Here is a 23577-nt window from a genome sequence, read left to right as displayed (position 1 = left end):
TAGTAACCTCCATACTTTCTTTCACCACCTTTCTTCAATAACTTGTAGAAATCTATTGAAACTTGTTTGTCAATAGAAAGGAGGGAGGGCGCATTCCTCCCCGACCTGTAGAGGTTCGGGGTCTCCTGCGCCTATTGAAGATGAATGGGCGAGCGTCTCGCTTCATCCGGGATGGAACCAAATCCATCCACGAAGGTATATTCCATGCCATTTCTGTTTCGTATCATGAGTCGATCCAGTGGATGGATGTATTTCACATTCTGTGACATAATTGTACCAAAATTCTGTCATGATTGCACCCTCCCTTCTCCAACGCTTGCATTTTTCCCCGTTTGTAGATAAGGAGACAAAAAACGCTTGGACCGGCGCCAGCCAACCCGATTGACATACTTTACGGAACATTCGTTCTATTGTATGCTGAAATTGCAAAACAGTCGAAGGGAAGGGTGCGAGTGGTTCAAACTGATCAGTCGTACCTGCCATCGACGGCGGAGCCGGCAAACAAAATGGATGTTTATGGATCATGTGCCGCCATTTGTGCAATGCCGTCTTGCAGCAACGTTTGTATCACCAATTGCCTGCCAAACCCTTCCCGGGCGGAACGGGCCATCGGGCAGAGCACCGCACGAGAGGACCCGATAACCGAAGCTTGTCGAAGGATTGGCGAGCCGATCATGGTCATGGTTCGTTGAAGTATCGAAAAAGGGAAAAGAATGAGAAGTGCCAACCTGTTTCATCGGAGGGATGACAGATGATGAATCCTCAACGGAGACAAACAACGGAAGAATGGGACTTTGACGCGGTGATCGGGAAACTGTTCGACGACCTGATCATCACCGATGAACGGGGACGCATTCTCACGGTCAACGGCGACTTTGAGAAAATGTATGGTCAGCCGTCCCATCAATTGGTTGGAAAGACGGTGGCGGAACTGGAGAAACAACGGGTGTTTTATCCGTCCGTCACATTGCGCGTACTGGAAACGGGAGAAAAACAGACGGCCGTGCAACAAACGAAGAACGGTCGCCGGATGTTGGTCACGGGCCTTCCGGTATTTGACAAGAACGGGCAGTTGCGATGGGTGATATGTTTGTCGCGGGATATCACCGAACCGGTCCGATTGCGCGAACATTTGGCCGTCCTGGAAAAAGAGGTCAACCGTTTGCAGGCGGAACTGGAGGTGCTGCGGCACGACCGTATGACGAATGAACCGATTGTCGCGGCGAGCAAAGCGATGCAACAGGTACTGGAGACGGCCCGAAAAGCAGCCAAAGTGGATGTGAACATCCTGTTGTTGGGCGAGTCCGGTGTCGGCAAAACGGCATTGGCGCGTTGGATTCACCAGCGCAGTGCCCGGGCCGAGGGTCCGCTGATCGAGGTGAATTGCGGCGCGATTCCGGAGGCGTTGTTGGAATCGGAGTTGTTCGGATACGAGGCGGGCGCATTTACCGGTGCACAACGGAAAGGAAAACCGGGATTTGCGGAATTGGCGGACGGCGGAACGCTGTTTTTCGATGAGATCGCCGAATTGTCACCCGCCTCCCAGGTGAAGGTGCTGAAACTGATTCAAGAAAAGCGGTTTTATCGGGTGGGCGGGACGGAAACGCGGACATCCAACTTTCGTCTGATCGCCGCAACCAATCAGGATTTGGAACAACTCGTCAAAGAGGGGCGGTTCCGTCAGGATCTGTACTATCGTCTCAACGTGGTTCCCATCGTCATTCCGCCGCTCAGGGAGCGGAAAGAAGATATTGTCTTGTTGATCCGTTCGTTGATGGAGGCGCTTTGTCGCAAATACGGTGTTCACAAAACGGTGGACCCGCAAGTGGTGGATTGGCTGACACAGCTGTCGTGGAAAGGGAATGTCCGGGAACTGGAAAACCTGTTGGAACGTTTGGTGGTGACGACGGAATCCACGGTGATCCGCATGGACGATATGCCGGAGCCTTACAGGCAAACGGGCACGCTCCCCGCTTTCCGATGGGAAAAAGGGCGAACGCTGCAAGTCATCCTGAATGAGGTGGAGCGGGAAGTCTTGCTGTCAGTGGCCAAAAAAGGGCGAACAACCGCCCAAATCGCTTCTCTTTTGGGAGTCAGTCAACCGACTGTCGTGCGCAAATTGAAAAAGCACGGCATTCGCCTGCATGGATGATTCATTTTTGGATCACGATTCAGTTTTGGATCGACCCAACCGGAGCAAACCGGAGCAAAACGACTGATCAGCGGCAACGGCTACGGCCATATCATATTGGCATGAAGATTGCTTATGTTCAGGAGCAAGGAATCATGATTCAAAAGGAGGCAGTAGTGGATGAACGGGCAAACCATGACAACCTCATCGGCAAAAGAGTGGTGGGACAAGGATCGACAACTGATTTGGCACCAGATGGCACGGTATCATCCCGACGCGCACCCGCTGGTGGTGACGCGGGCCGAGGGTGCGTGGGTGACGGATGTGGAAGGTCGGAAGTATTTGGACGGAATGGCGGGATTGTGGTGTGTCAATGCCGGATACGGCAGGAAAGAGCTGGCTCGGGCGGCATACGAGCAATTAATCGAGATGCCGTACTACCCCCTTACCCAAAGCCACCTGCCCGCGATCCGGTTGGGTGAGAAATTGCGGGAGTGGTTGGGGGACGATTATTTGTTCTTCTTTTCCAACAGCGGTTCGGAAGCCAACGAGACGGCTTTCAAAATCGCCCGTCAATACCATCGCCAAAATGGCGAGCCCGACCGTTACAAGTTCCTTTCCCGCTACCGCGCCTATCATGGCAATACGCTGGGGGCGATGTCGGCGACGGGACAAGCCCAGCGCAAATACCGGTATGAACCGTTGGTTCCGGGATTTCTCCAGGTTCCGCCGCCGGACTGTTACCACTGTCCTTTTGGAAAAGCACCGGATTCCTGCGCCAGGGAGTGTGCGCAAATTTTCGACTATACGATGAATTGGGAAATTGACCGGACCGTGGCCGGTGTCATTATGGAACCGATCATCACGGGCGGGGGTATCCTGATCCCTCCTGATGATTATTTGGGTCGGGTGAGGGAGATTTGCGACCGTCACGGTGCGCTGTTGATCATCGATGAAGTGATCTGCGGGTTCGGCCGAACAGGCAAGCCGTTCGGATTTATGCACTACGGCATCCAACCGGACATCGTCACGATGGCCAAAGGGATCACCAGCGGGTATCTCCCCTTGGCGGTCACCGCGGTGCGCAAAGAATTGTTTGAAGCGTTCAAAGGGACGGAGGAATATGACCACTTCCGTCACGTGAACACCTTCGGCGGCAATCCGGCCGCATGTGCGTTGGCGGTTGAGAACCTGAACATCCTTGAAAAGGAAAAATTGGTGGAACGATCTGCAACATTGGGTGAACAGATCTTGGCGTCGTTGTCCGAAATGGCGGATCTGCCGCATGTGGGTCAGATCCGTGGCAAGGGTCTGTTGATCGGGATTGAGCTGGTGGAAGATAAGGAAACCCGACAACCGGCAACCCCGGATCGCGTCAATGCGGTGATCGCGACGTGCAAGGATCTGGGTGTGTTGGTCGGCAAGAACGGGGACACGGTGGCTGGATTCAACAATGTGATCGTCATCTCTCCGCCGTTGTCCCTGACAGATGAAGATGCGGATCTCCTCGTCAACAAGGTGAAACAGGCGTTGCAAGAGCACGCGAGTTAAATGGCCGACAGATGGGAGGTATGAGACGGGTGACGAAACAAGAACTGCAGAAAAGCTTGAAAATGCGGCACATGCGAATGATTTCGATCGGAGGGGTGATCGGTGCCGGGTTGTTCGTCGGAAGCGGTGCGGTCATCCACGCGACCGGTCCGGCGGCCGTGATCTCGTATCTGCTGGCAGGTGTATTGATCGTCCTGATCATGCGCATGTTGGGCGAAATGGCGGCGGCATATCCCTCCATCGGATCGTTCGCTGAGTACGGACGGCTGGCGCTGGGTGACTGGGCCGGTTTTTCGATCGGCTGGTTGTATTGGTATTTCTGGGTCATCGTCGTGGCGGTGGAAGCGACTGCCGGTGCGGGCATTTTGCAATATTGGCTGCCCGGCGTGCCGTTGTGGGTATTGAGCTTGGTTTTGATGGTGTTATTGACGCTGACCAATGTCATTTCCGTTCGCTCTTACGGGGAGTTTGAATATTGGTTTGCCTCGATCAAAGTGGGTGCCATTGTCGTCTTCATGATCCTGGGCGGCTTGTTTGTGCTGGGATTGTGGCCGGGCGCGTCGATGAGCTTTTCCAATCTCTACGCTCACGGCGGGTTTGCTCCCCACGGGTTTTCCTCCATCCTCCAGGGGATCGTGATTGTCATCTTTTCGTTTGTCGGATCGGAGATCGTTACCATCGCCGCCGCTGAATCATCCGAACCCGAAAAGGCGGTAGCCAAGGCGACCAACTCCGTGATTTGGCGCGTGCTGGTGTTTTACATCGGTTCGATCTTTCTGGTGGTCACCATGTTGCCCTGGAATGCCGCCGGCGTACTGAAAAGCCCGTATGTCAGTGCATTGACGGCACTCCATATTCCCGCCGCCGACCAGATCATGAACATCATCGTGTTGACGGCGGTTCTCTCCTGTCTCAACTCCGGTTTGTACACTTCGTCCCGGATGTTGTACGCATTGGCGAAAAAGGGAGACGCTCCCCGCTGGTTCATGCACCTCAACGGGCGAGGCGTTCCCATTCGCGCCATCCTGCTGGGGACGGTGGTCGGCTACCTGTCCGTCATCATGTCGTATGTGTCACCGGATCAAGTCTTTTTGTTCCTCGTAAACTCGTCGGGTGCGGTCGCATTGTTCATCTACCTGCTGATTGCAGTCTCCCAGCTGCGCATGCGCGCCCGGCTGGAGCGGGAACGGCCGGAACGGTTGCAAGTCCGGATGTGGGGCTATCCCGTACTAACCTATGTGACCATCGCCGGCATGTTGGCCGTGATCGGGTCCATGGCGTTGATTCCCTCGATACGGTCCCAGTTGTGGGCCAGCCTGCTCAGTTGGTTGGTGGTGTTGGTGGCCTATGCGTTGCGCGGACGGTGGAGCGTCAGTCAATCGGATGACGCCTCACGAACGGAAAGGGCTTGAGACCGGTTGTGGGTACAGAGCAGAGGCTGGAACCGGAGACCGGAACTTGGCAACAACTTGGCGCTTCGGCCGTACGGTTGAAGCGCCTTTTCATACTCCCAAAGCAACAATCCGCCAACCGAACCTGGAAATCATTCATCAACGGGAAAGGAAGCAGTACACTACCGGTTACAGTGGAGAAGTGGTGGAGAAAGTGACGGGACATACCGGATGGTTTGGGTCATTGGCGGTGTGGGAAAAGTGAATATGGCTGTGCGGATCGGAGGACCTCGGAAATTTGGCCCCCAGGGGATGGTGCCGGAGTTACTGCAGTTGTTTCCGTTTTGTCGTGCGGTTCTCTGATTCACGCCCACTTTGTTTTCCGCCCGCGTTATCGCAGAAAAGTGTTGATCAACCAAGTGGAAGAGCGATTCAAACAGATGATGAAAGATATCTGTCAGGAAAACGAATGGGATATCTATGCCATGGAAGTGATGCGAGATCACTGTCACCGAGGTTGCCCGAAACCGAAATGGACTAAAGCGCGTTCACCACGCTAGAATCCCACGGCGACCATAGGGGCCTGTGGTACTTTAGGCGTGTGGAGCGTCAAACGATGATGGAAGGTGAAAAATTGTGGTGAAGGGGGAGAACGGATGCGGGTCTTGGTAACGGGCGGAACCGGTTTCGTCGGTCGCAATCTGATCCATCTGTTGCATGATGAGGGGCATGAGGTAACCTTGTTACACCGTCCGACATCCCGGTTGCACGATCTGCCCGACGGCATTCGAAAAGTGCAGGGAGACGTGACGGATGCCGATTCCATCAGAGGCGTTTGTGAGGGGATTGACTGGGTGTTCCATGTGGCGGGAGAGGTGAGTTGGGGCCGTTTTGTCCGTCGGGCCATGTCCGACAGCCATGTGAAAGGGACGCAAAACATGGTGAACGAAGCGAAAAGGGCAGGTGTTCGCCGTTTTGTACAGACCAGTTCTGCTGCCGCAGTGGGCCTGCCTGACTCCGAGGAGCCGGTGGATGAAACGTATCCGTTTGACGGCGGACAATTGGATGTCGGATATGCGATCGCCAAACGGACGGCTGAGGAGATCGTATTGCGGGCAGTGGACGACGGATTGCCTGCAGTGGTGGTCAATCCAACCGTGATCTTCGGTATCCGTACATACACTCCCAACTTTGTAGCTGCGGTGGCCAAAGGGCGGCTCACCATCGCGCCTGACGGCGGTGTCAATCTGTGCGACGTGCGGGACGTGGCTCGCGGTCATCTCTTGGCAGCGGAAAAAGGGCGAATCGGGGAGCGCTACATCTTGGGCGGAACCAATCTCCCCTTTGCGGATGCGTTTCGTCGTATTGCCCGGTTGGGTGGCTCGGACAAACCGATCCGTGTGTTGAAACGGAAGGCGGCGATCCCGATTGCGCTGGTTTCCGAAGCCCTTTCCTGGATCAGCGGCCGGGAACCTGCATTATCATGGGATTTGGCCAAATTGACGGGGCGTCGCATCTATTATTCTTCGCAAAAGGCGATCCGCGAGCTGGGATACACGATTACTCCGTTTGACGAGGCGATGCGGCAAACGGTTGACTGGTTAATGGGCAACGACAGAGTGGATGTTGACTAGTGCGTGTCTGGCAAATCTGGAGGAAGCACATGTTTCCCAGGTGAGCGCAGGCCCGCGGAACGAAGCCCCGGAAAGCGCAGGCATGAAATCATGGGCAACTTCCTATGAGCGAAGCGTATTTTTCCACGTCCTGCACGCCGGTTCGGAGCGAACATGATCTGCTTCCTTGCAGGGCGCAGGTGGGACAGTATTGATACCCGATCGAATCCGGAAAAGGGTGACCTGTTCCGGGCGAGGGACCTTTGAGCTGGAGTGTTGCCGGGGACGAGATGGGAAAAGGCGTACCGGTGACCAAGAAAACGACTCTTTCATCAGTACGGAGGAACATGGAAGATGGAAAACACGTGGCGATTGCTGTGGACGGGATACCAAAACGCAGCGAAAAACATGGCGGTGGATGAGGCGATTCTGATCGCGCACAGCGAGGGCAAGGCACCGCCCACCATCCGGTTCTACGGATGGAATCCCCCGACGCTGTCCATCGGCTATTTTCAGCGGGTCGAAAAAGAAGTGGATCTGGAGCAATTACGCAAGCATGGTTTGGGCTTTGTTCGGCGCCCGACAGGTGGCAGGGCTGTTCTGCATGATCGGGAGTTGACTTACAGCATCATCGTATCCGAATCGTATCCGGGCATCCCTCGCTCGGTAACCCAATCGTATCGGGTGATCAGCAACGGACTGCTGGAAGGCTTCCGCCAACTGGGCTTGCAGGCGGACATGGTGTCGCTGGCGGACGAATCCGAGAAAGAACATTTTGCTTCCATGGGATCGGCTGCTTGTTTCGATTCTCCCTCCTGGTATGAACTGGTCGTGGAAGGGCGCAAGGTGGCCGGCAGTGCGCAGACGAGGCAACGGGGCGTCATTTTGCAACACGGTTCCATTTTGCTCGATCTGGATGCGGACTTGCTGTTCGATGTGCTCCGTTTTCCCTCCGACCGTGTGAAGGAGCGGATGAAGGCCGGTTTTCTTGAAAAAGCGGTGGCCATCAATCAACTGCGGGATACCCCTGTTATGATGGAAGAAGCCTTGGAAGCCTTTACGCGCGGATTTGAAAAAGGGATGGGATTGCGGCTGTCGCCCGGTGAACTGTCGGCGTATGAGGAAACGCTTGTCCAACAATTGGTGGAAACGAGGTACGGCCGGGATGAGTGGAATCTGAAACGTTAGGGCATTGCTGAAGGGTGGCATTTTTTCGTGAGCCACCCTTCAAGCATTTTCGGGACAGCCGTTCATTTCTGTAACCTGAATACAATTTCACGTTTGATTTTGAATGAGGAGGGAATAAACCAACGCGACAACAACTGAAGGAGGAGAAATCATGTGGACGATTCGCCCTGCCCAGGTAAAGGACGCGCGCAAGATTCAGCAACATTTGCACAAGGCGTATCGACCGATCAAAAAGTACGGGTTTAACATGGAAGCGGTGGATGTTTCCGTCAAGCGTGTGGAAGAGAGCATTCGCGAAGATGAGCTGTACGTGATCGCAGACGAGGATGACCGCATTTGGGGAACGGTTCGGCTGCAAGACAACGATGAAACGCGGGATACACTCAGTTGGTTCAGCATCGCCCCGGAGCTGAAAGGACAAGGCCTGGGCAAAATGCTGTTTGAATTTGCGCAGGAACGGGCCAAGGAACGGGGACGAAAGAAACTGTATCTCGATACGGCAAAGGATCATCCGTGGCTGCCGGATATGTACCGGCGTTGGGGTTGCAAGGAAATTGGAACCATTCGCTGGCCGGGTCAGAACTTTGACGCCGTCCAGTTTGAGATTGAGCTATAATTCATCCGTCATTGTGAAAGCCGGTTCCCCGGTCTGTTCGGATCGGGAACCGGCTTTGTTATTGGACATGGGTTGGTCAACTATACACGCATGATGGACGTCTTTTCCCGCCACCGTTCCGCATGTTGGCGCACCATGTCGACAAACGCACGCAAAGCGGGGGACAGCCATTTGTTCTTGTGATACGCCAACTGGGTGAGTACGACCGGCTGATCCTGGTACCATGGGAGTGCGATCAATTTCCCCTCGTTCAGCTCGGTTTCCACCGTGATCCGGGGCAGGTAGGCGATGCCGAGGCCCGCCATGACACATTGTTTGATCGCCTCGATATTCCAAAATTCGATCTCATGAGCAGGATGTACTGATTTCATGTCATGTTCGAAACACTGGCGGTAACTGCATCCTTTTTCCGTTTTCAGCAGGGTTTCGTTAACCAAGTCTTCAGGATGGACACATGCCCGGTCCTTCAGCGGATGTCGGGGTGAGGCGATCAACGCCATCGGTTCGGCCAACAACGTTTCCACGTGCATGTCCGGCTCTTCGGCGGGCGGTGCCAGCAGGAAGGCGACATCCAGTTCACCGGCACGCAGTTTGGGAGACATTTCCCAGCACTGACTGGGCATCAGCACGATTTGCACATCGGGGTACCGTTCCTTGTATTCACGCATGATGGCCGGTAAACGATAAACCGTCAACGATTCCGGGGCACCGATTGTCAACCTGCCTGCGGGTTGTGAATCGTCCGTCACCGCCGATTCTGCCGCCTGAGAGAGTCGGAGGATTTGCGCGGCGTATTCGTACAGCCGTTCACCGGCGGAGGTGAGCACCACTGTTTTTCCCAATCGGTCGAATAACGGGCGTCCCAGTTCCCGTTCCAGCGCCTGAATGTGAGAGGTGATGGTGGATTGCGCATACCCCAATGCCTCGGCAGCGCGGGTGAATCCGCCCATATCGGCAACGACCTTGAACGTTTTCAAGTGACGCAGTTCCAAGTTTCTCCCCTCCGGTTCATCAATCGTCTTTTCCGATCCATATGATCAAAACCATCTATTTTATTAATAGCAGATACGGGCGTATAATCAAAGTTGAAAAAAGAGACTCCTGTTGAGAGAAAGAAGGGACAAACCATGGGAGTGGAGCGAAAATTGGGGCCCGTGCTGTTGAGCGGATTGATCATCGGACCGGTGTTGGGTTCGGGCATCATCCTCTTGCCCCCGCTGGTGTATCGGATTGCGGGCGATCAGGCGATTATCGCATGGACCGTAACGATGGGGCTGAGTTTTTTGTTTGCGTATTTGTTCGGGCACTTGACCATTCGGTATCCCGGTGAAGCCGGTATGGCGTTGGCCGTGGAAACCGCGTTCGGCCGGCCGATCAAACGGTTGGCGGCGCAATTTCTGATCGCGGCCGTGTTTGTGGGGCCGGTTGCGGTGATGCTCACGTCAGCCGAGTATCTGAGTGTGTGGCTGGCGGGAGATCGCGGACATACCATGATGCTCGCTTTTCTCCTGCTGGGAATCTGTTTCACCATCTTGTTGTGGCCGCTCGCATGGGTGAGCCGTGTCTCCCTGGTGTTATCTTCGCTGGCGGCAGGTACGCTGGTAGTGGGGAGTTTGGCCGCGGTTCCCTATTTCCGCAGCGGATCGTTGTGGCAAACGCCGTTTCACCTGTCCGACTTCGGATATGGTTTACTCCTGTTGTTCTGGGCATTGGTCGGTTGGGAAATGATCGGCAATTACAGCTTGGAGGTGCGGGACCTCAGAAGAACGATTCCCCGGGCGATCGCCTACAGCGCCGTGGTGGTGACACTGGTCAGTCTGGTTGTGGCGGCAGCGACACAATGGATTGATCCCGCCCGCGTTCCGGAGGCAGGAACACATCCGCTTCGTTTGGCGTTGGTATTGACGCCGCTGTTCGGTCGCGCGACGATGACGGTGATCACCTTACTGACCACGGGACTGTGCATCAGCACCTATCTGTTGGCGGTGGGCAGTGCATCGCGGTTGGTCGCCTCACTGGCGGATGAAGGAGCATTGCCCCTGTGGATGTCCAGACGGTCGCGACATCGTACACCGGTGGGCGGACTGATATTTTTGACCGTCATCCATCTGACGGTGCTGACATTTACGGCATTGGGCTGGCTCCATCTGGAGCGGTTGGTCTCCATCGCCGATGCATTTTTTCTGTGCAACGCGTTGCTCGGGATTGTGGCGGCGTTTCGTCTTTTTCCCCAGAAACGGATGAAAACCGTTGCGATTTTGTTGGGATCGGGGTTTGTCATCATTCTGGCATTCAGCCCGTGGTGGGTGCTGCTGATGATTGTCGGGATGGTGGGATTGCAACTGTATCGATCCCGAACGGAGCGGTTGAAACAACAACCGATGGAGCGGTCATGACGTAGACAGGCCCAAACTCACTACCGGCGGGATGATTGCCGGATCATATGGTTGGGGGGCCAGCCGGACAGTTTATCATCAATAATGATAAAATAAAAAATGTGCATGACAGAGAGTGGACGTCTCTGGACCAATATATGAATGATCGTCAACAGAAGCTCAAATTTGACTGAGATCACCTCAACGGGATTCGTGTTCCGTTCAACTTGCATCACCAAGATTGATTGCCTTAGCGGTGGTTTTTTTGATACCCGGCAGCCGCATATGGTTTGCAACTTCGGCGTTAGGACCTTTTCCCGGGCGTACAGCGGGATCAAATGGGACGTGTCATGGTAAGCCCCCGGTCACCTTGGGCATGAGATACTGAGACCCTAATCCGGATGGAAGGAGATGGCATATGGAGAACTTTGTTTTTCACAATCCGACGAAGCTGATTTTCGGAAAAGGGCAATTGTCCGCACTGCGAACCGAATTGGCTGATTATGGCCAAAATGTGTTGCTCGTCTACGGCGGGGGAAGCATCAAGCGAAACGGCATCTACGATCGCGTGATGGCCATCCTGCGGGAAATGGGGAAAAACGTGTACGAGCTGCCCGGTGTGGAACCCAATCCCCGTTTGAGTACGGTGAACAAAGGAATCGAGATCTGCAAACGGGAAAACATTGACTTCTTGTTGGCCGTGGGCGGCGGGAGTGTGATCGACTGTACCAAAGCGATTGCCATCGGCGCTCGCTATGACGGGGACGTTTGGGATATTATCATGCGTCGGGTGAATGCGACCTCGGCCTTGCCGTTGGGTACGGTGCTGACACATGCCGCGACCGGATCGGAGATGAACAACATCTCGGTGATCACCAACTGGGAGACAAAGGATAAAGTGGGTTGGAGCAGTCCCCATGTCTATCCGAAGTTTTCCATTCTCGATCCGACGCATACGTTTACGGTGCCCAAAGAGCAGACCGTATACGGCATTGTCGATATGATGTCGCACGTGCTGGAACAGTATTTCAGCAAGTCTCCCAACACGCCGGTGCTGGAGCGGTTCTGCGAATCCATCCTTCGCACGATCGTGGAGACCGCACCCAAGTTGATGGAAGATCTCACGAATTATGAGTACCGAGAGACGATCATGTATTGCGGCACGCTGGCATTGAACGGGTTGCTTGCCATGGGCATGGCCGGCGACTGGGGCACTCACCGGATTGAACACGCTGTCTCCGCGGTGTACGACATCCCTCACGGCGGCGGCTTGGCCATCCTGTTCCCCAACTGGATGAAATATGCGCTCGATGAAGATGAAGACGTTTCACGGTTCACGCAGTTGGCCATCCGCGTTTTCGATGTCGACCCCGCCGGAAAATCCGACCGGGAAGTGGCGCTGGAAGGCATCGAGCGCCTGCGGGCATTCTGGGATTCGCTCGGCGCACCGTCCCGCCTTGCTGACTATGGGATCGACGATTCGAAGTTGGAGCTGATGGCGGAAAAATCAATGATCAAAGGTGAATTCGGCAGGTTCAAACGGATGACGAAGACAGATGTGTTGGAAGTATTGCGAATGAGTTTGTGATGGGAATTGAAGAAAGCGCTCCGGGATGGGGCGCTTTTTTGTATGCAAGAAGTCGTTCTTTTTTTCGCGATTTTCGTGAATTTCCCCGCACGGCTGAAGCAACGGAGGCACTCCCTGTGGTGGTGAAAGGTTTCTCGCTTCATCCAGTGTGGCAACCCGCATCCACAATGGCTCGTCCAATCCTGGGTGATGTTCGTCGCGAGTTTTCGCTCGCGCAGTCGTTTTCAGTGTTTGCGCACTTCTCGACTCGATGCACCAAAATTCTGTCTCACCAGGGCGTGTCTGGTCATTCCGTAAGGGAGCAATGTTTTCCCGGACGAGCGACTGACCAAGCCCTGACTGAGCGAAGATTCGGGAAGCGCAGGATTGAAATCGCGGGCAATTTCCGCAAAGCGAAGCGACTTTGCCCGCGACCTGCGCTGACCGGGTCGAAGCGGTCATCATCTGCATCCCTGCAGGGTGCAGGTGGAGCGAGCCGGGAAAGCACTGTGGACAACACCAGACACACTCTAAAGGAGGACAAAGCACTCCGCGTCCGACCCCGCTTTTATCCCAACCCTGAAGGACCGGATTTTCCCGCTCGCTCTTTACAATCGTGGTTTCCCCACTTCCTTCGGTTTACGAAAGAAACTTTTCACTCGTAACAGTAGCGGAGCTTTCATCATAAGCATATTTTGTCGAAGGGGATAGTTGCTGATGGGTCTTTGGCTGATTCACCTGTTGGGAAATGGATGATCTTCGTTCCATTTCATGCCGGTCCCGGTTGCGGAGCCGGCCAAACCAATTCCTTTTGATAACTGGAGGTTGCAAAAATGGATGATTTCAAAAAGGAAATTGAAAATTTGAACGTTGACGACGAGTTGATCCAGAGCGAGGTGATGCCTTGGGAATTTGAAGGCGAGTACGATCCCGCCTTGGCTCAGCAATGTGGCCGAAACTGCGCCAACTGTGTCCGTTGTGCCAACTGTGTCCGCTGCGCCAACTGTGTCCGTTGTGCCAACTGTGTCCGTTGTGCCAACTGTGTCCGCTGCGCCAACTGCTTCCGTTGCGCCAACTGCGCTCGTTGCGCCAACTGTGTCCGCTGCGGCAACTGCGCTCGTTGCGCCAATTGTGCCCGTTGCGCTAATTGCCGTCGTTGACTCCTCAATCCGTAACTTAATGAAAAACGTGCTGCCTGAGGAGCGGAGATCACCCCTGCACAGACTGGTTTTTGGGCTGGCAGGGGCTTTTCTGTTTCAGGCATGACGGACAAATAGCAGTACATAAGATACCAGAGTGATGGCGGCGATTTGATCAAGTTAACGGTAAGGAGGAGCGGAATGACAAACTTAAACCCTTCTATGCGTCTCAAAGTGAAAGGGGACACGTTTTTTCTCCCCGATCCAAACGGCGGTGTGTATTTTCGGAACAACCTGGTCTCGTTCCGTATGAAAGGCAAGACGATTGATCAGTGGATTGAAAAACTCATACCGGTGTTTAACGGGGAGTACACATTGGGGGATATAACAGACGGATTGCCGGACCCATACCGGAAACGGGTGTATGAAATCGCTGAAATGTTGTACCAAAACGGTTTTGTTCGGGATGTGAGCCAAGACCGTCCGCATCAATTGCCGGATGAGGTTTTCAAAAAATATGCATCACAAATTGAATTCTTGGATCATTTAGGCGGATCGGGTGCATACCGTTTTCAGTGCTATCGTCAGGCCAAAGTGTTGGCAATCGGCTCAGGACCGTTTTTGGTCTCGTTGGTTGCGGCCTTGTTCGAATCCGGATTGCCCCGGTTCCACGTGCTGATCACGGATTCGGTGCAGACCAACCGGCAGCGGCTGGCGGAATTGGCGGCACATGCCCGCAAAACGGACCCCGAGGTGGCGTTGGAGGAGGTTGTCCCGCCGAAGGAGGGGGTGAGTTCCTGGCGGGAGGCTGTGCAGCCATATCATTGGATTTTGTATGTGTCGCAGGAGGGAGATGTTGAGGGACTGCGGGCGCTTCATGCGGTTTGCAGAGAGGAGAAGAAGGTGTTTCTTCCCGCCATGTTTTTGGAGCAGGTGGGTGTGGCGGGACCGCTGGTGCATCCGGACTCTGAGGGATGTTGGGAGTCGGCGTGGCGCCGCATGCATCATACCGCGCTTCGCAAAGATCCGCAATTGCACACTTTTTCTTCCACAGCAGGAGCGATGTTGGCGAATGTGATCACATTGGAATTGTTTAAAACGGTTACGGGGATCGCCGGATCGGAACAGAAAAATCAATTCTTCTTGCTCAATTTGGAGACGTTGGAAGGCAACTGGCATTCGTTCTTGCCCCATCCGCTGGTAACCGGGCGTGCAGCAGCCGAATGGGTTCAGGATCTCGATCTGCGGCTCGAACAGAGTGCGGACAGAATTGAGCCGAATGGATTGTTTCCTACCTTCAGTCTGTTGACATCGGAAGAATCGGGGATTTTCCATATTTGGGAGGAGGGGGATCTGAAGCAACTTCCGCTGGCTCAATGCCGCGTTCAGGCAGCCGACCCGTTGTCGGAGGGACCGGCTGAGCTGTTGCCGGACATTGTCTGTACCGGGCTGACGCATGAGGAAGCGCGGCGGGAAGCGGGGCTGGTCGGGATTGAAGCGTATGTGTCGCGGATGGTCAGGCTGCTCGTAGAGGATGGAATGGTAGAACCGCAAGAATTTGTCGGTGTCGGAGCGGGCGAAACGGTTGCGGAAGGTGTTTGCCGCGGATTGCAAAAGTGTCTGACCCGGGAGCTGGTCAAGGCGAATCAGACGCCGCCTGTCTTTCGTGTGCAGTTGAGTGCGGTGGAAGATGAACGTTGTCTGTTTTATTTACAGGCGTTGACAACGCTGCAAGGATCACCGGTAATCGGTTTGGGAGAGAAAGTGTTCGGATGCCCTGTGGTGTGGGTCGGTACGAGCGGTCGTTGGTATGGCAGTGTGGGCTTACATGTGACATTGGCGCTCAGGCAGGCGTTGCAACATGCACTGCAACAGGCCCTGCCGAAGGCACAAAACCAATCGACGCGATTCTCGACGCAAGCGTTGGAGGCATCTGCCGTACTACTTGAAGAAAAGGTACCGCAAAGCCTTGTGATCCCTGCATGCGAAGAGGCAGTACCATCAGAAATCTTACCATCCGTCATGCAAGTCTTGAAACGAAACCGGAAGCGGCTCATGGTCTTGGATCTGGCGATGGAACCGTTTTTGAAAGAGGAACTGGCAGGAGTATTTGGCGTGTTGTTGCGAGAGGAGGGGTCTCGGTGAGTGCTGTCGTGGCGGTTGTCGGTGAGGGTCTGTTGGCGGACTTCGTATGTGGAGAACTGTGCACCCAGCACCGGGTCGTTCGTCAAACCGAGTTGAGGGAAGGCGTACCGCAAACGGCGGATTTGGTACTCGTGCTGCACGATGCCTGGCATCCCTCCGTTCATCACATGGCGGAAGAGGTGTTGCAACCAACCGGCATCCCTTGGTTACGCGGCTTCGTTTCATTTGGCGAGGGCGTGGTCGGGCCGCTGGTTCGCCCGGGTACGCCGGGTTGCTCCCAGTGTGCCGATTTTCGACGTCTCATGGCGGGATTCGACCGCAAGGAGATGTGGCAGTTGCAACAGATGCTGGCGGCGAGCGGGGGAGTGTCACGTGACGCGTGGGCATCGCGAACAGGACTTTTGCAGATGGCTCACCTGATCACGGCCGAGGCACGGAGGATATTGCAAGGCAGACGAACCCACTTGGAAGGGCGGATGTTTTTGATCAACCTGAAAACGCTGAAAATCTCATGTCACTTCTTTCTGCCCGACTCGCAGTGTCCGATTTGCGGCCGATTGTCCGACGATTCACCGAAAGCGGCCCGAATCTCCCTGCAACCAAGTCCGAAGATCAGCGCCGACAGTTACCGTTGCCGTTCGATGGATGACCTGAAAGAAGTTCTGGTGCAAGACTACCTGGATTCCCGAACGGGCCTTTTGAATGGAAAAATGCATGACCTCATGTCCCCGTTTGCAGATGCGAGTGTTAATCTGCCGTTGTTCACGGAAGATGAGGGAACGGCAGGTCGGACGCATTCCTATGCGGAAAGCGTGTTGACTGCCATTTTGGAGGGATTGGAACGGTATTGCGGTCTGACACCCCGTGGCAAACGGCCAGTGATCCATGACAGTTACCGCAATCTGGCAGACCAAGCGCTCAACCCCGTCAAGGTAGGGTTGCATGCAAAGGAACAGTATGAGCGGCCCGGTTTTCCGTTTAAACCGTTTGATCCTGACCGACCGATCGATTGGGTATGGGGCTATTCGTTATTGGAGGAGTGTCCGATTCTGGTTCCGCAGTTGCTCGCCTATTACAGCTTGGGCGGTGAGGATGGTTTTGTCTATGAAACTTCCAACGGCTGCGCATTAGGCGGAAGTTTGGAGGAGGCGATTTTCTACGGAATAATGGAGGTGTTGGAACGGGATTCATTCCTGATGACTTGGTACGCACAACTGCCGCTCACCCGCCTGGATCCAAGTTCTGCTGACGACCAGGAATTGCAGTTGATGATCGACCGTTTGAAAGCAGTGGCGGGATATGATCTGTATTTGTTTAACTCGACGATGGAACACGGGATTCCAAGCGTTTGGGCGTTGGCGAAAAACAGGAAACAAAAGGGAGTGAATCTCATCTGTGCGGCCGGAGCTCATCTGGACCCGATACGGGCGGTAAAAAGCGCGATTCACGAGTTGGCCGGTATGATGCTGACACTGGATGAGAAATTTGAGGCGAATCGGGAGAAGGCTGAGCAAATGCTCCGCGATCCGTTCCTGGTGCAGCAAATGGAGGACCATTCCATGCTGTACAGTTTGCCGCAAGCAGAGGAACGACTGCAATTTTTGCTGGATCAGAATCGTCCGTTGCGAACATTTGACGAGGAATTCAAAAGGAAGGAAAGACATGCGGATCTGACTGATGATCTGAAGGACATTCTCCAGGTGTTTCGTCGGTTGAACCTCGATGTGATCGTGGTAGACCAGACGACACCGGAAACCATGCGAAACGGACTGTATTGCGTGAAAGTGCTGATTCCGGGGATGTTGCCGATGACGTTCGGATATCACCTTACCCGTGTGACAGGGCTGGAGAGGGTGCTTCGGGTACCGGTGGAACTCGGGTATGCGAAGCAGCCACTGACGATTGAACAGCTCAATCCACACCCGCATCCGTTTCCATAAGCCGTGTCAGGGAGGGAGAAGAATGGGCCTGGAGGCATTTTTGCACGATCTGCATTTTGACATCGACAAGATCCAACCGCCAGATTGGGAGGTGGATTGGGCAGACGCACCGCTTGCGTATAAGCTTTACCGTGGCCTTCCTGTGGTTCCGTTATCTCCGGAAGTACCGCTGACGCTTGGGGAACGGAAAGCATACGTGAAGCCCGACCTTCGCGGAATCGGTCATTTTCTCTGGTACGTATACGGGATTACGCAGTTCTCCCCGTCTGTCCATGCCCAGGATTCCGCGGAACAGGCGGTGGGTCCGACGCAGTTGTACCGGCGGTTTGTTCCCTCCGGTGGAGCGTTGTATCCAAACGAATGTTACGTGTATCTGAAAATGGAGGATTTGCCTGTCGGGGTGTACCATTATGATGTGGCGCACCACCGCTTGGTATTGTTGCGGGAAGGTGATTTCGATTCCTATCTGACCCGGGCTCTTGGCAATCGTTGTGACGTATCGGCCTGTTTTGGCACTGTTTTTGTTTCCACCATGTTTTGGAAAAATTTCTTTAAGTACAATAACTTTGCCTACCGTCTGCAAGGGCTCGATGCCGGCGTGCTGATCGGGCAGTTGCTGGAGGTGGCGAAAAGGTTTGGCTTCGCATCGGGCGTGTACTTTCAGTTTCTTGATCGGGCCGTTAACCATTTGCTCGGGCTATCCGAACAGGAGGAGAGCGTATATGCGGTGATTCCGCTGGCGGTCGAGCCGTCGATCACTTGGTTTGCTGACGGGAATGACGGCGACGGGAATCTCTCTGCTGCGGAATTGTGCCGGGAGTTGACACCGGTACAGCATGATCACTATGTACGATCACGGAGGGTCAAGAAGTATCCGCTGCTGATCAAGCTGAACAAAGCGTCCATGCTGGAATCAACAGGATCGTTTCGAGAAATCCCGGAGGAAAGGAACCTTAACAGTGATGAGGGTCAGGCGGTGGCCCTGCCAAACGTGGACCGGTTGTCGTATGATCTGGTGTCGGTCTGTCGAAAGCGATATTCACCAGGGATGGATTTCGTTTTGGGCAAGGTTAGCCAACTGCAACTGGCCACTCTGCTCAAAGAGACGGCGGCTTCCTTTTCATATCGAAATGATTTGGACGGAACACACGAAAACCCAGAGTCGCGTGTCACACTGTATGGCTGTTTATACGGTGTTGAAGGCATTCCGGATGGTGCTTATCACTATGACAGCGCTGCTCATGCATTGAAGCGGGTAAATCTCGGAGATCATCGGCACCGGCTGCAACAGGGGATGTCCTTACACAATGTCAATCTGTTCCAAGTTCCACTCTGTCTGCATGTGGCAGGGGACCGAGACCATCTCAAAACGGCATTGGGTTACAGAGGATATCGCATCCAACAGATGGAAGCGGGAATGTTCGTGCAGCGTCTATTGCTGACAGCGTCCGCCATCGGGATGGGAGGGCATCCCCTCCTCGGATTTGATGCGAGCTTGTGCGATGAGATCTACAAGATGGCTTTGCGCGGAAAAACCAGCTTGATCCAGATTCCGGTCGGTCCCTATCGTCTTGGCTCGCGTTGGGCGGGAAGTTTGCATGGTTAAGGGAGGCAAGACGCTCCGGGAATCATATAAAGCCATGGGGGCAAAACACTTGGACGAAACAGATATGTATGGAACGCCATGTGGATGGATGTGGGTGCCATGCATGAAACCACGGCAATCAAAGGAAGTGCCCCGGTGCTTTGACCGTGTGGATCAAGTCACCCCATCGTTTGCAGTGGGAAATTGGGAGTGGACATTCGAACAATGAGTGATACGAAAAACATGCAGCCCTTCTAAGAGCTGCATGTTTTTCATGCTGGATTACTTCCCGATAAATTCTTGTACCCAGTAATTCCCGTCTTTTACATAGCCCACGCCAATATAAGTGTAATTTTTATTCAAGATATTTTCACGGTGTCCTTTACTGTTCATCCAGTCATTCACCACTTCTTGCGGGGTGGGTTGTCCCATCGCAATATTTTCACCCGCGGTTTTGTACTGGATGCCATACCGTTTCATCATGTCAAACGGGGAGCCGTAGGTGGGACTGTTGTGATCGAAATAGTGATTGTCATGCATATCCCGTGCTTTGTCGCGTGCCATTTTACTCAATTTCGGGTCCACTTTAAGGGCGGGCAATCCGTATTTGGCGCGCTCTTTATTGGTAAGGTCAACCACTTGTTTTTCGTATTTACTCTGGGTGTAGCTGGTTTGTTGTTGCCCGGAAGTTGCCGGTTGGGAAGGTTGTTGTTGTCGGGTTTGATTTGTTGCCGGTTGTTTTTTTGGTTGGGACTGTTGAGGTTGTTCTTTTGCTTGAGGCGCTTGCGGTTGTGAATGTTGTTGAATTGGAATGGGACCATGGTAATCTACTTGGATGCCGTATTGTTTCAGAAGTTGGTCAAGATTGATATCCTTCAGAGCGATTTGAATACAGTAACCATAAAAAGACGTGTTCGGTTGATTTGTCGTTCCCGGATCCTGTTTGCTTGCAGCAAACGCGGTAAACGGGCTTGTGATGGTCAACGCTCCGGCAATTGCCAAAGAAGCAAGAAAGCGATAACTTTTCACAGAATCCCTCCTGTTAAAGTGGTTCAACAATTTCGTTGAACTTTTTTCTTACTCTCAGATGATAACATAAGATGATGGTCTATTAAGTAGAAATGGTTGGAAGATCATTTACAAATAAAATAACGGAATGAGGGAAATTCGGAGAATGAAGCGCATGATCCGGACGATGTGACGAAAGCATTACCGATACACGGAGTTGAATCAGAAATTCAATGATGAAAACAGGTCAAAAATGATTTTTGGGGGATTTCGGTTTTCGTAATTCAATAATGAATAGAAGAACGTGATCACTACTGTTTTTATGCGGTTTTTTGCGCTTTTCTTTTTGGCATGATCATTGCGATGGTTTTTCATCAAACTGCTGAGAGGAGGACTCATATGGTTAAGTACCAACCCAAGGATTCTTTTGAGTCACCGCGTTTTTGTGGACCTCGAACGTTTATGCGTCTTCCGTTTATGGAGCAGTTAGACGAGCATATGGATTTTGTCATCACCGGCATTCCATTTGATACGGGACAATCTTTTCGGACGGGGGCGAGATTCGGACCTGAGGCGATCCGAGATTTCTCCATTCTGCTGCGACCATATAATCCGGAGCAAGACATCCATATTTTTGATTATGTTTCAGGAGTGGATTATGGCGATATCCCGGTTGTGCCCGGTTATATTTCCGAAACGTATGAAAAGATTGAAGAAAGAATGGCTCCCATTGTGGAAAAAGGGATCATTCCCATTGTTTTGGGTGGCGATCATTCGATTACATTGGGTGAGTTGCGGGCCATTTCCAAAAAATACGGCCCTGTGGCGTTGCTGCAGTTTGATGCGCATTCCGATACGTGGGATGCTTACTTTGGGAAAAAATACAATCACGGCACCGTCTTTCGCCGGGCGATTGAGGAAGGGCTTTTGGATGTATCCCGTTCGATTCAGATAGGGATGCGCGGTAGCTTATACGGTATGAAAGATCTTCAGGATGCACGGGATTTGGGGTTGGAACTGTATACAACCAACGACTTCAAACGGATCGGTGTGGAAAACATGCTCGACATCATTCATCAGCGTGTAGGGATCGGCCCCGTGTTTTTATCCTTCGACATTGACTTCCTCGATCCCGTTTATGCACCGGGAACAGGGACGCCGGAAGTCTCGGGAGTGAGCATCGATGATGCGTTGGCATTGGTACGGGGATTGACCCGAATCGATTTTGTCGGATTTGATCTGGTTGAAGTGTTGCCCGCTTATGATCATGGTCAAATTACGGCCGCTGCCGCTTCCAATATCGTCTATGAATTTATTACGCTGATTGCCATGGCAAAAAAGAATCGGCTGCAATCCCAAATGCAAATAACCAAATAGGATGGTGGATTGCATAAAACCGGTGCATTGGAGATGACGGTGATGATTTGGTCCTGTTGGGTTGAAGGCGCGTCAAACCAGATCACCCGGGCTTGGACGAAGACACTCCGTGGATGGATTTGGATTGCCGGACAGATGAAGCAAGACGCCCGTGAAACCAAAGGGAGTATCTCTGTACACTTCGTGGTGTGAAGCAAGTCACCAAGGATCACCAGTTTTCATTTATGCAGTCAGGATTCAGGATGTATGTGGACACACATGATGTTGGTATGCGAGATGATCAGGCTCCAGTTTCTTTCCGGTTATTTTCGGGGTTTTTTGGGAAAAGGCGGCGGCAGGAGCCGCTTTTATTCGACCGCGGTGATGCTGATTGGATTGGCCATCGAGGGGATGGACGAAGATACGCATTCTGAGTTCCATCTTGTATTTTGCAACACGCAAATAATATACAACTATTACCATTTAGCAAATCATCAGGATGTGAGCGTGATGGTGGATCAGTTTCAAATGTACGTGGGCGGCAAATGGGTCGAAGGAAAGGGAGAATCGCGTGCGATTATCGATCCTTCCTCGGGTAAGGTTATTGCCGAGATATCGGATGCTTCATCAGAACAGGTAAATGAAGCGGTATGGGCGGCAAAAAAAGCATTTGAGAAAACAGAATGGTCTCAGAATACAAGTGATCGAGTCGGCCTCTTGCGTCAGCTCGCCGCCCTTCTGGAACATTCGACGGAGGCATTGGCGCGGATCGAAAGCCGCAATACGGGGAAGCCCATTCGCGAATCCCGCCTGGACGTTCACGATGCCGTTGCCTGCCTGCGTTATTATGCCGATCTGGTTGAATCACGCAGGGAATACCAAAAAGAGATGAACGACGGGACATACAGCCTGATCACGGAGGAACCCATTGGGGTGTGTGCGCTCATTGTGCCTTGGAACTTTCCGTTGCTTCTGGGGATGTGGAAATTGGCTCCGGCTTTGGCCGCCGGAAATACCGTGGTCTTCAAACCGTCGGAACTGACTCCCCTGTCCTTCATCAAGCTGACGGAATTGGCGGAAAAAGTGGGGATGCCGGATGGCGTGTTCAATCTGATATTGGGCGGGACGGAAGTGGGTCAAGCCCTTGTGAGCCATCCGGAGATTGACAAAGTTTCTTTCACGGGCGGAACCGAGACGGGGAAACACATCTACCGGGAATGCGCCAAGACCATGAAGCGGGTCTCGCTGGAACTGGGGGGGAAATCGCCGCTGCTCGTTTTTGATGATGCAGATGTGGACACCGCAGTCGATTGGGCGCTCTACGGTTCCTTTTTCAATCAGGGACAAGTGTGTGTGGCGTCTTCCAGGTTGTTGGTTCATCATTCATTGGAACAGGAATTCTTGAAAAAACTGACGGCCAGACTGGCGAAAATCCGGATTGGAAATCCGTTGGACGAATCGACGGAAATGGGGCCTGTGATCAGTCTTCAGCATCTTCGGAAAATAGAGGAATTCATCCAAATCGGTCAATCGGAAGGGGCGACACTGCTCGCGGGCGGACAACGAACAGGCGACGAAAACGGGTATTACTTGACACCTGCTGTTTTTACCCATGTGCATCAACAGATGAGGATCGTTCAGGAAGAAATCTTTGGTCCCGTTGTCACCGTTCAGCCGTTTTATGACGAAGAGGAAGCCATTGATTTGGCCAATGGGACAAAATACGGTCTGGCTGCCGGGATTTTCAGCAAAGATGTGGAAAGGGCGAAACGCGTGGCGGCCCGTCTTCGCGCCGGTACGGTTTGGATCAATGGTTACCATACTCCCTATGTCGAAGCACCATGGGGAGGATTCAAACAAAGCGGCATTGGCCGGGAACTGGGTCCCCACGGCTTGGCTGCTTTCATGGAACCCAAACATACCAACATCCGTCATCAGCTTCAACCCATTGGCTGGTATTCCTGAACAGGAG

The 23577-nt window shown here is 53.2% G+C and carries 18 protein-coding genes; 16 read left to right on the top strand and 2 right to left on the bottom strand.

All coding sequences use genetic code 11. The features are described 5' to 3' along the window. Positions 1-751: 751 nt before the first annotated feature. From JQC72_RS10360 to JQC72_RS10325, 8 genes are all read left to right on the top strand, one after another. Complete coding sequence (locus JQC72_RS10360; RefSeq protein ID WP_302104687.1) at positions 752-2152, top strand: sigma-54 interaction domain-containing protein; 1401 nt, start codon at positions 752-754, stop codon at positions 2150-2152. Positions 2153-2311: 159 nt separating this feature from the next. After that, positions 2312-3682, top strand: a complete 1371-nt coding sequence (locus JQC72_RS10355) for an aspartate aminotransferase family protein (RefSeq protein WP_302104686.1) — start codon at positions 2312-2314, stop codon at positions 3680-3682. Positions 3683-3711: 29 nt separating this feature from the next. Then, on the top strand, positions 3712-5094 hold the full coding sequence (locus JQC72_RS10350) for an amino acid permease (RefSeq protein WP_335342433.1): 1383 nt from the start codon (positions 3712-3714) through the stop codon (positions 5092-5094). Between the two features lie 46 nt (positions 5095-5140). Beyond that, positions 5141-5338 (top strand): hypothetical protein, encoded by a 198-nt coding sequence (locus JQC72_RS10345; RefSeq protein WP_205495280.1) that lies wholly within the window; start codon positions 5141-5143, stop codon positions 5336-5338. Continuing rightward, positions 5310-5633, top strand: a complete 324-nt coding sequence (tnpA, locus tag JQC72_RS10340) for an IS200/IS605 family transposase (protein ID WP_335342432.1) — start codon at positions 5310-5312, stop codon at positions 5631-5633. Before JQC72_RS10345 ends, tnpA begins: the two co-directional genes overlap by 29 nt. Before the next feature lie 96 nt (positions 5634-5729). Then, complete coding sequence (locus JQC72_RS10335; RefSeq protein WP_205495279.1) at positions 5730-6707, top strand: NAD-dependent epimerase/dehydratase family protein; 978 nt, start codon at positions 5730-5732, stop codon at positions 6705-6707. 333 nt (positions 6708-7040) lie between these two features. Beyond that, on the top strand, positions 7041-7874 hold the full coding sequence (gene lipM, locus JQC72_RS10330) for an octanoyltransferase LipM (RefSeq protein WP_205495278.1): 834 nt from the start codon (positions 7041-7043) through the stop codon (positions 7872-7874). A 151-nt stretch (positions 7875-8025) separates the two neighbouring features. Beyond that, positions 8026-8490: a GNAT family N-acetyltransferase gene (locus JQC72_RS10325; protein WP_205495277.1), complete on the top strand. Its 465-nt coding sequence runs from the start codon at positions 8026-8028 to the stop codon at positions 8488-8490. An 80-nt stretch (positions 8491-8570) separates the two neighbouring features. Here the strand turns inward: JQC72_RS10325 and JQC72_RS10320 are convergent, their stop codons facing one another. Further along, positions 8571-9482, bottom strand: coding sequence for a LysR family transcriptional regulator (locus JQC72_RS10320; protein WP_205495276.1), 912 nt, complete (start codon positions 9480-9482; stop codon positions 8571-8573). Between the two features lie 135 nt (positions 9483-9617). Between JQC72_RS10320 and JQC72_RS10315 the strand changes: the two genes are divergently transcribed. The 6 genes from JQC72_RS10315 to JQC72_RS10290 all read left to right on the top strand — a co-directional run bounded on the left by JQC72_RS10315 (position 9618) and on the right by JQC72_RS10290 (position 19262). Continuing rightward, on the top strand, positions 9618-10886 hold the full coding sequence (locus JQC72_RS10315) for an APC family permease (RefSeq protein WP_205495275.1): 1269 nt from the start codon (positions 9618-9620) through the stop codon (positions 10884-10886). A 397-nt stretch (positions 10887-11283) separates the two neighbouring features. Further along, positions 11284-12453: an iron-containing alcohol dehydrogenase gene (locus JQC72_RS10310; protein WP_205495274.1), complete on the top strand. Its 1170-nt coding sequence runs from the start codon at positions 11284-11286 to the stop codon at positions 12451-12453. A gap of 812 nt (positions 12454-13265) precedes the next feature. Beyond that, positions 13266-13592, top strand: a complete 327-nt coding sequence (locus JQC72_RS16890) for a heterocycloanthracin/sonorensin family bacteriocin (RefSeq protein ID WP_205495273.1) — start codon at positions 13266-13268, stop codon at positions 13590-13592. A gap of 180 nt (positions 13593-13772) precedes the next feature. After that, positions 13773-15716, top strand: coding sequence for a putative thiazole-containing bacteriocin maturation protein (locus JQC72_RS10300; protein WP_205495271.1), 1944 nt, complete (start codon positions 13773-13775; stop codon positions 15714-15716). Continuing rightward, entirely contained in the window at positions 15713-17656 is a 1944-nt protein-coding gene (locus JQC72_RS10295; RefSeq protein WP_205495269.1) for a TOMM precursor leader peptide-binding protein, read from the top strand. Before JQC72_RS10300 ends, JQC72_RS10295 begins: the two co-directional genes overlap by 4 nt. Before the next feature lie 22 nt (positions 17657-17678). Then, positions 17679-19262 (top strand): SagB family peptide dehydrogenase, encoded by a 1584-nt coding sequence (locus JQC72_RS10290; protein ID WP_205495267.1) that lies wholly within the window; start codon positions 17679-17681, stop codon positions 19260-19262. Positions 19263-19523: 261 nt separating this feature from the next. On the opposite strand, the gene JQC72_RS10285 is transcribed toward JQC72_RS10290, so the two are convergent. Next, positions 19524-20270 carry a CAP domain-containing protein gene (locus JQC72_RS10285; protein WP_335342431.1) on the bottom strand — a complete coding sequence of 249 codons (747 nt, stop codon included), beginning with the start codon at positions 20268-20270 and terminating at the stop codon, positions 19524-19526. Between the two features lie 378 nt (positions 20271-20648). Between JQC72_RS10285 and speB the strand changes: the two genes are divergently transcribed. Next, positions 20649-21626: an agmatinase gene (gene speB, locus JQC72_RS10280; RefSeq protein ID WP_205495265.1), complete on the top strand. Its 978-nt coding sequence runs from the start codon at positions 20649-20651 to the stop codon at positions 21624-21626. Positions 21627-22115: 489 nt separating this feature from the next. Next, positions 22116-23570 carry an aldehyde dehydrogenase family protein gene (locus JQC72_RS10275; protein WP_419179861.1) on the top strand — a complete coding sequence of 485 codons (1455 nt, stop codon included), beginning with the start codon at positions 22116-22118 and terminating at the stop codon, positions 23568-23570. The last annotated feature ends 7 nt before the right edge of the window (positions 23571-23577 follow it).

Source organism: Polycladomyces zharkentensis, from assembly GCF_016938855.1.
Classification (GTDB): domain Bacteria; phylum Bacillota; class Bacilli; order Thermoactinomycetales; family JIR-001; genus Polycladomyces; species Polycladomyces zharkentensis.
This window is presented reverse-complemented; position numbering and strand designations above follow the sequence as displayed.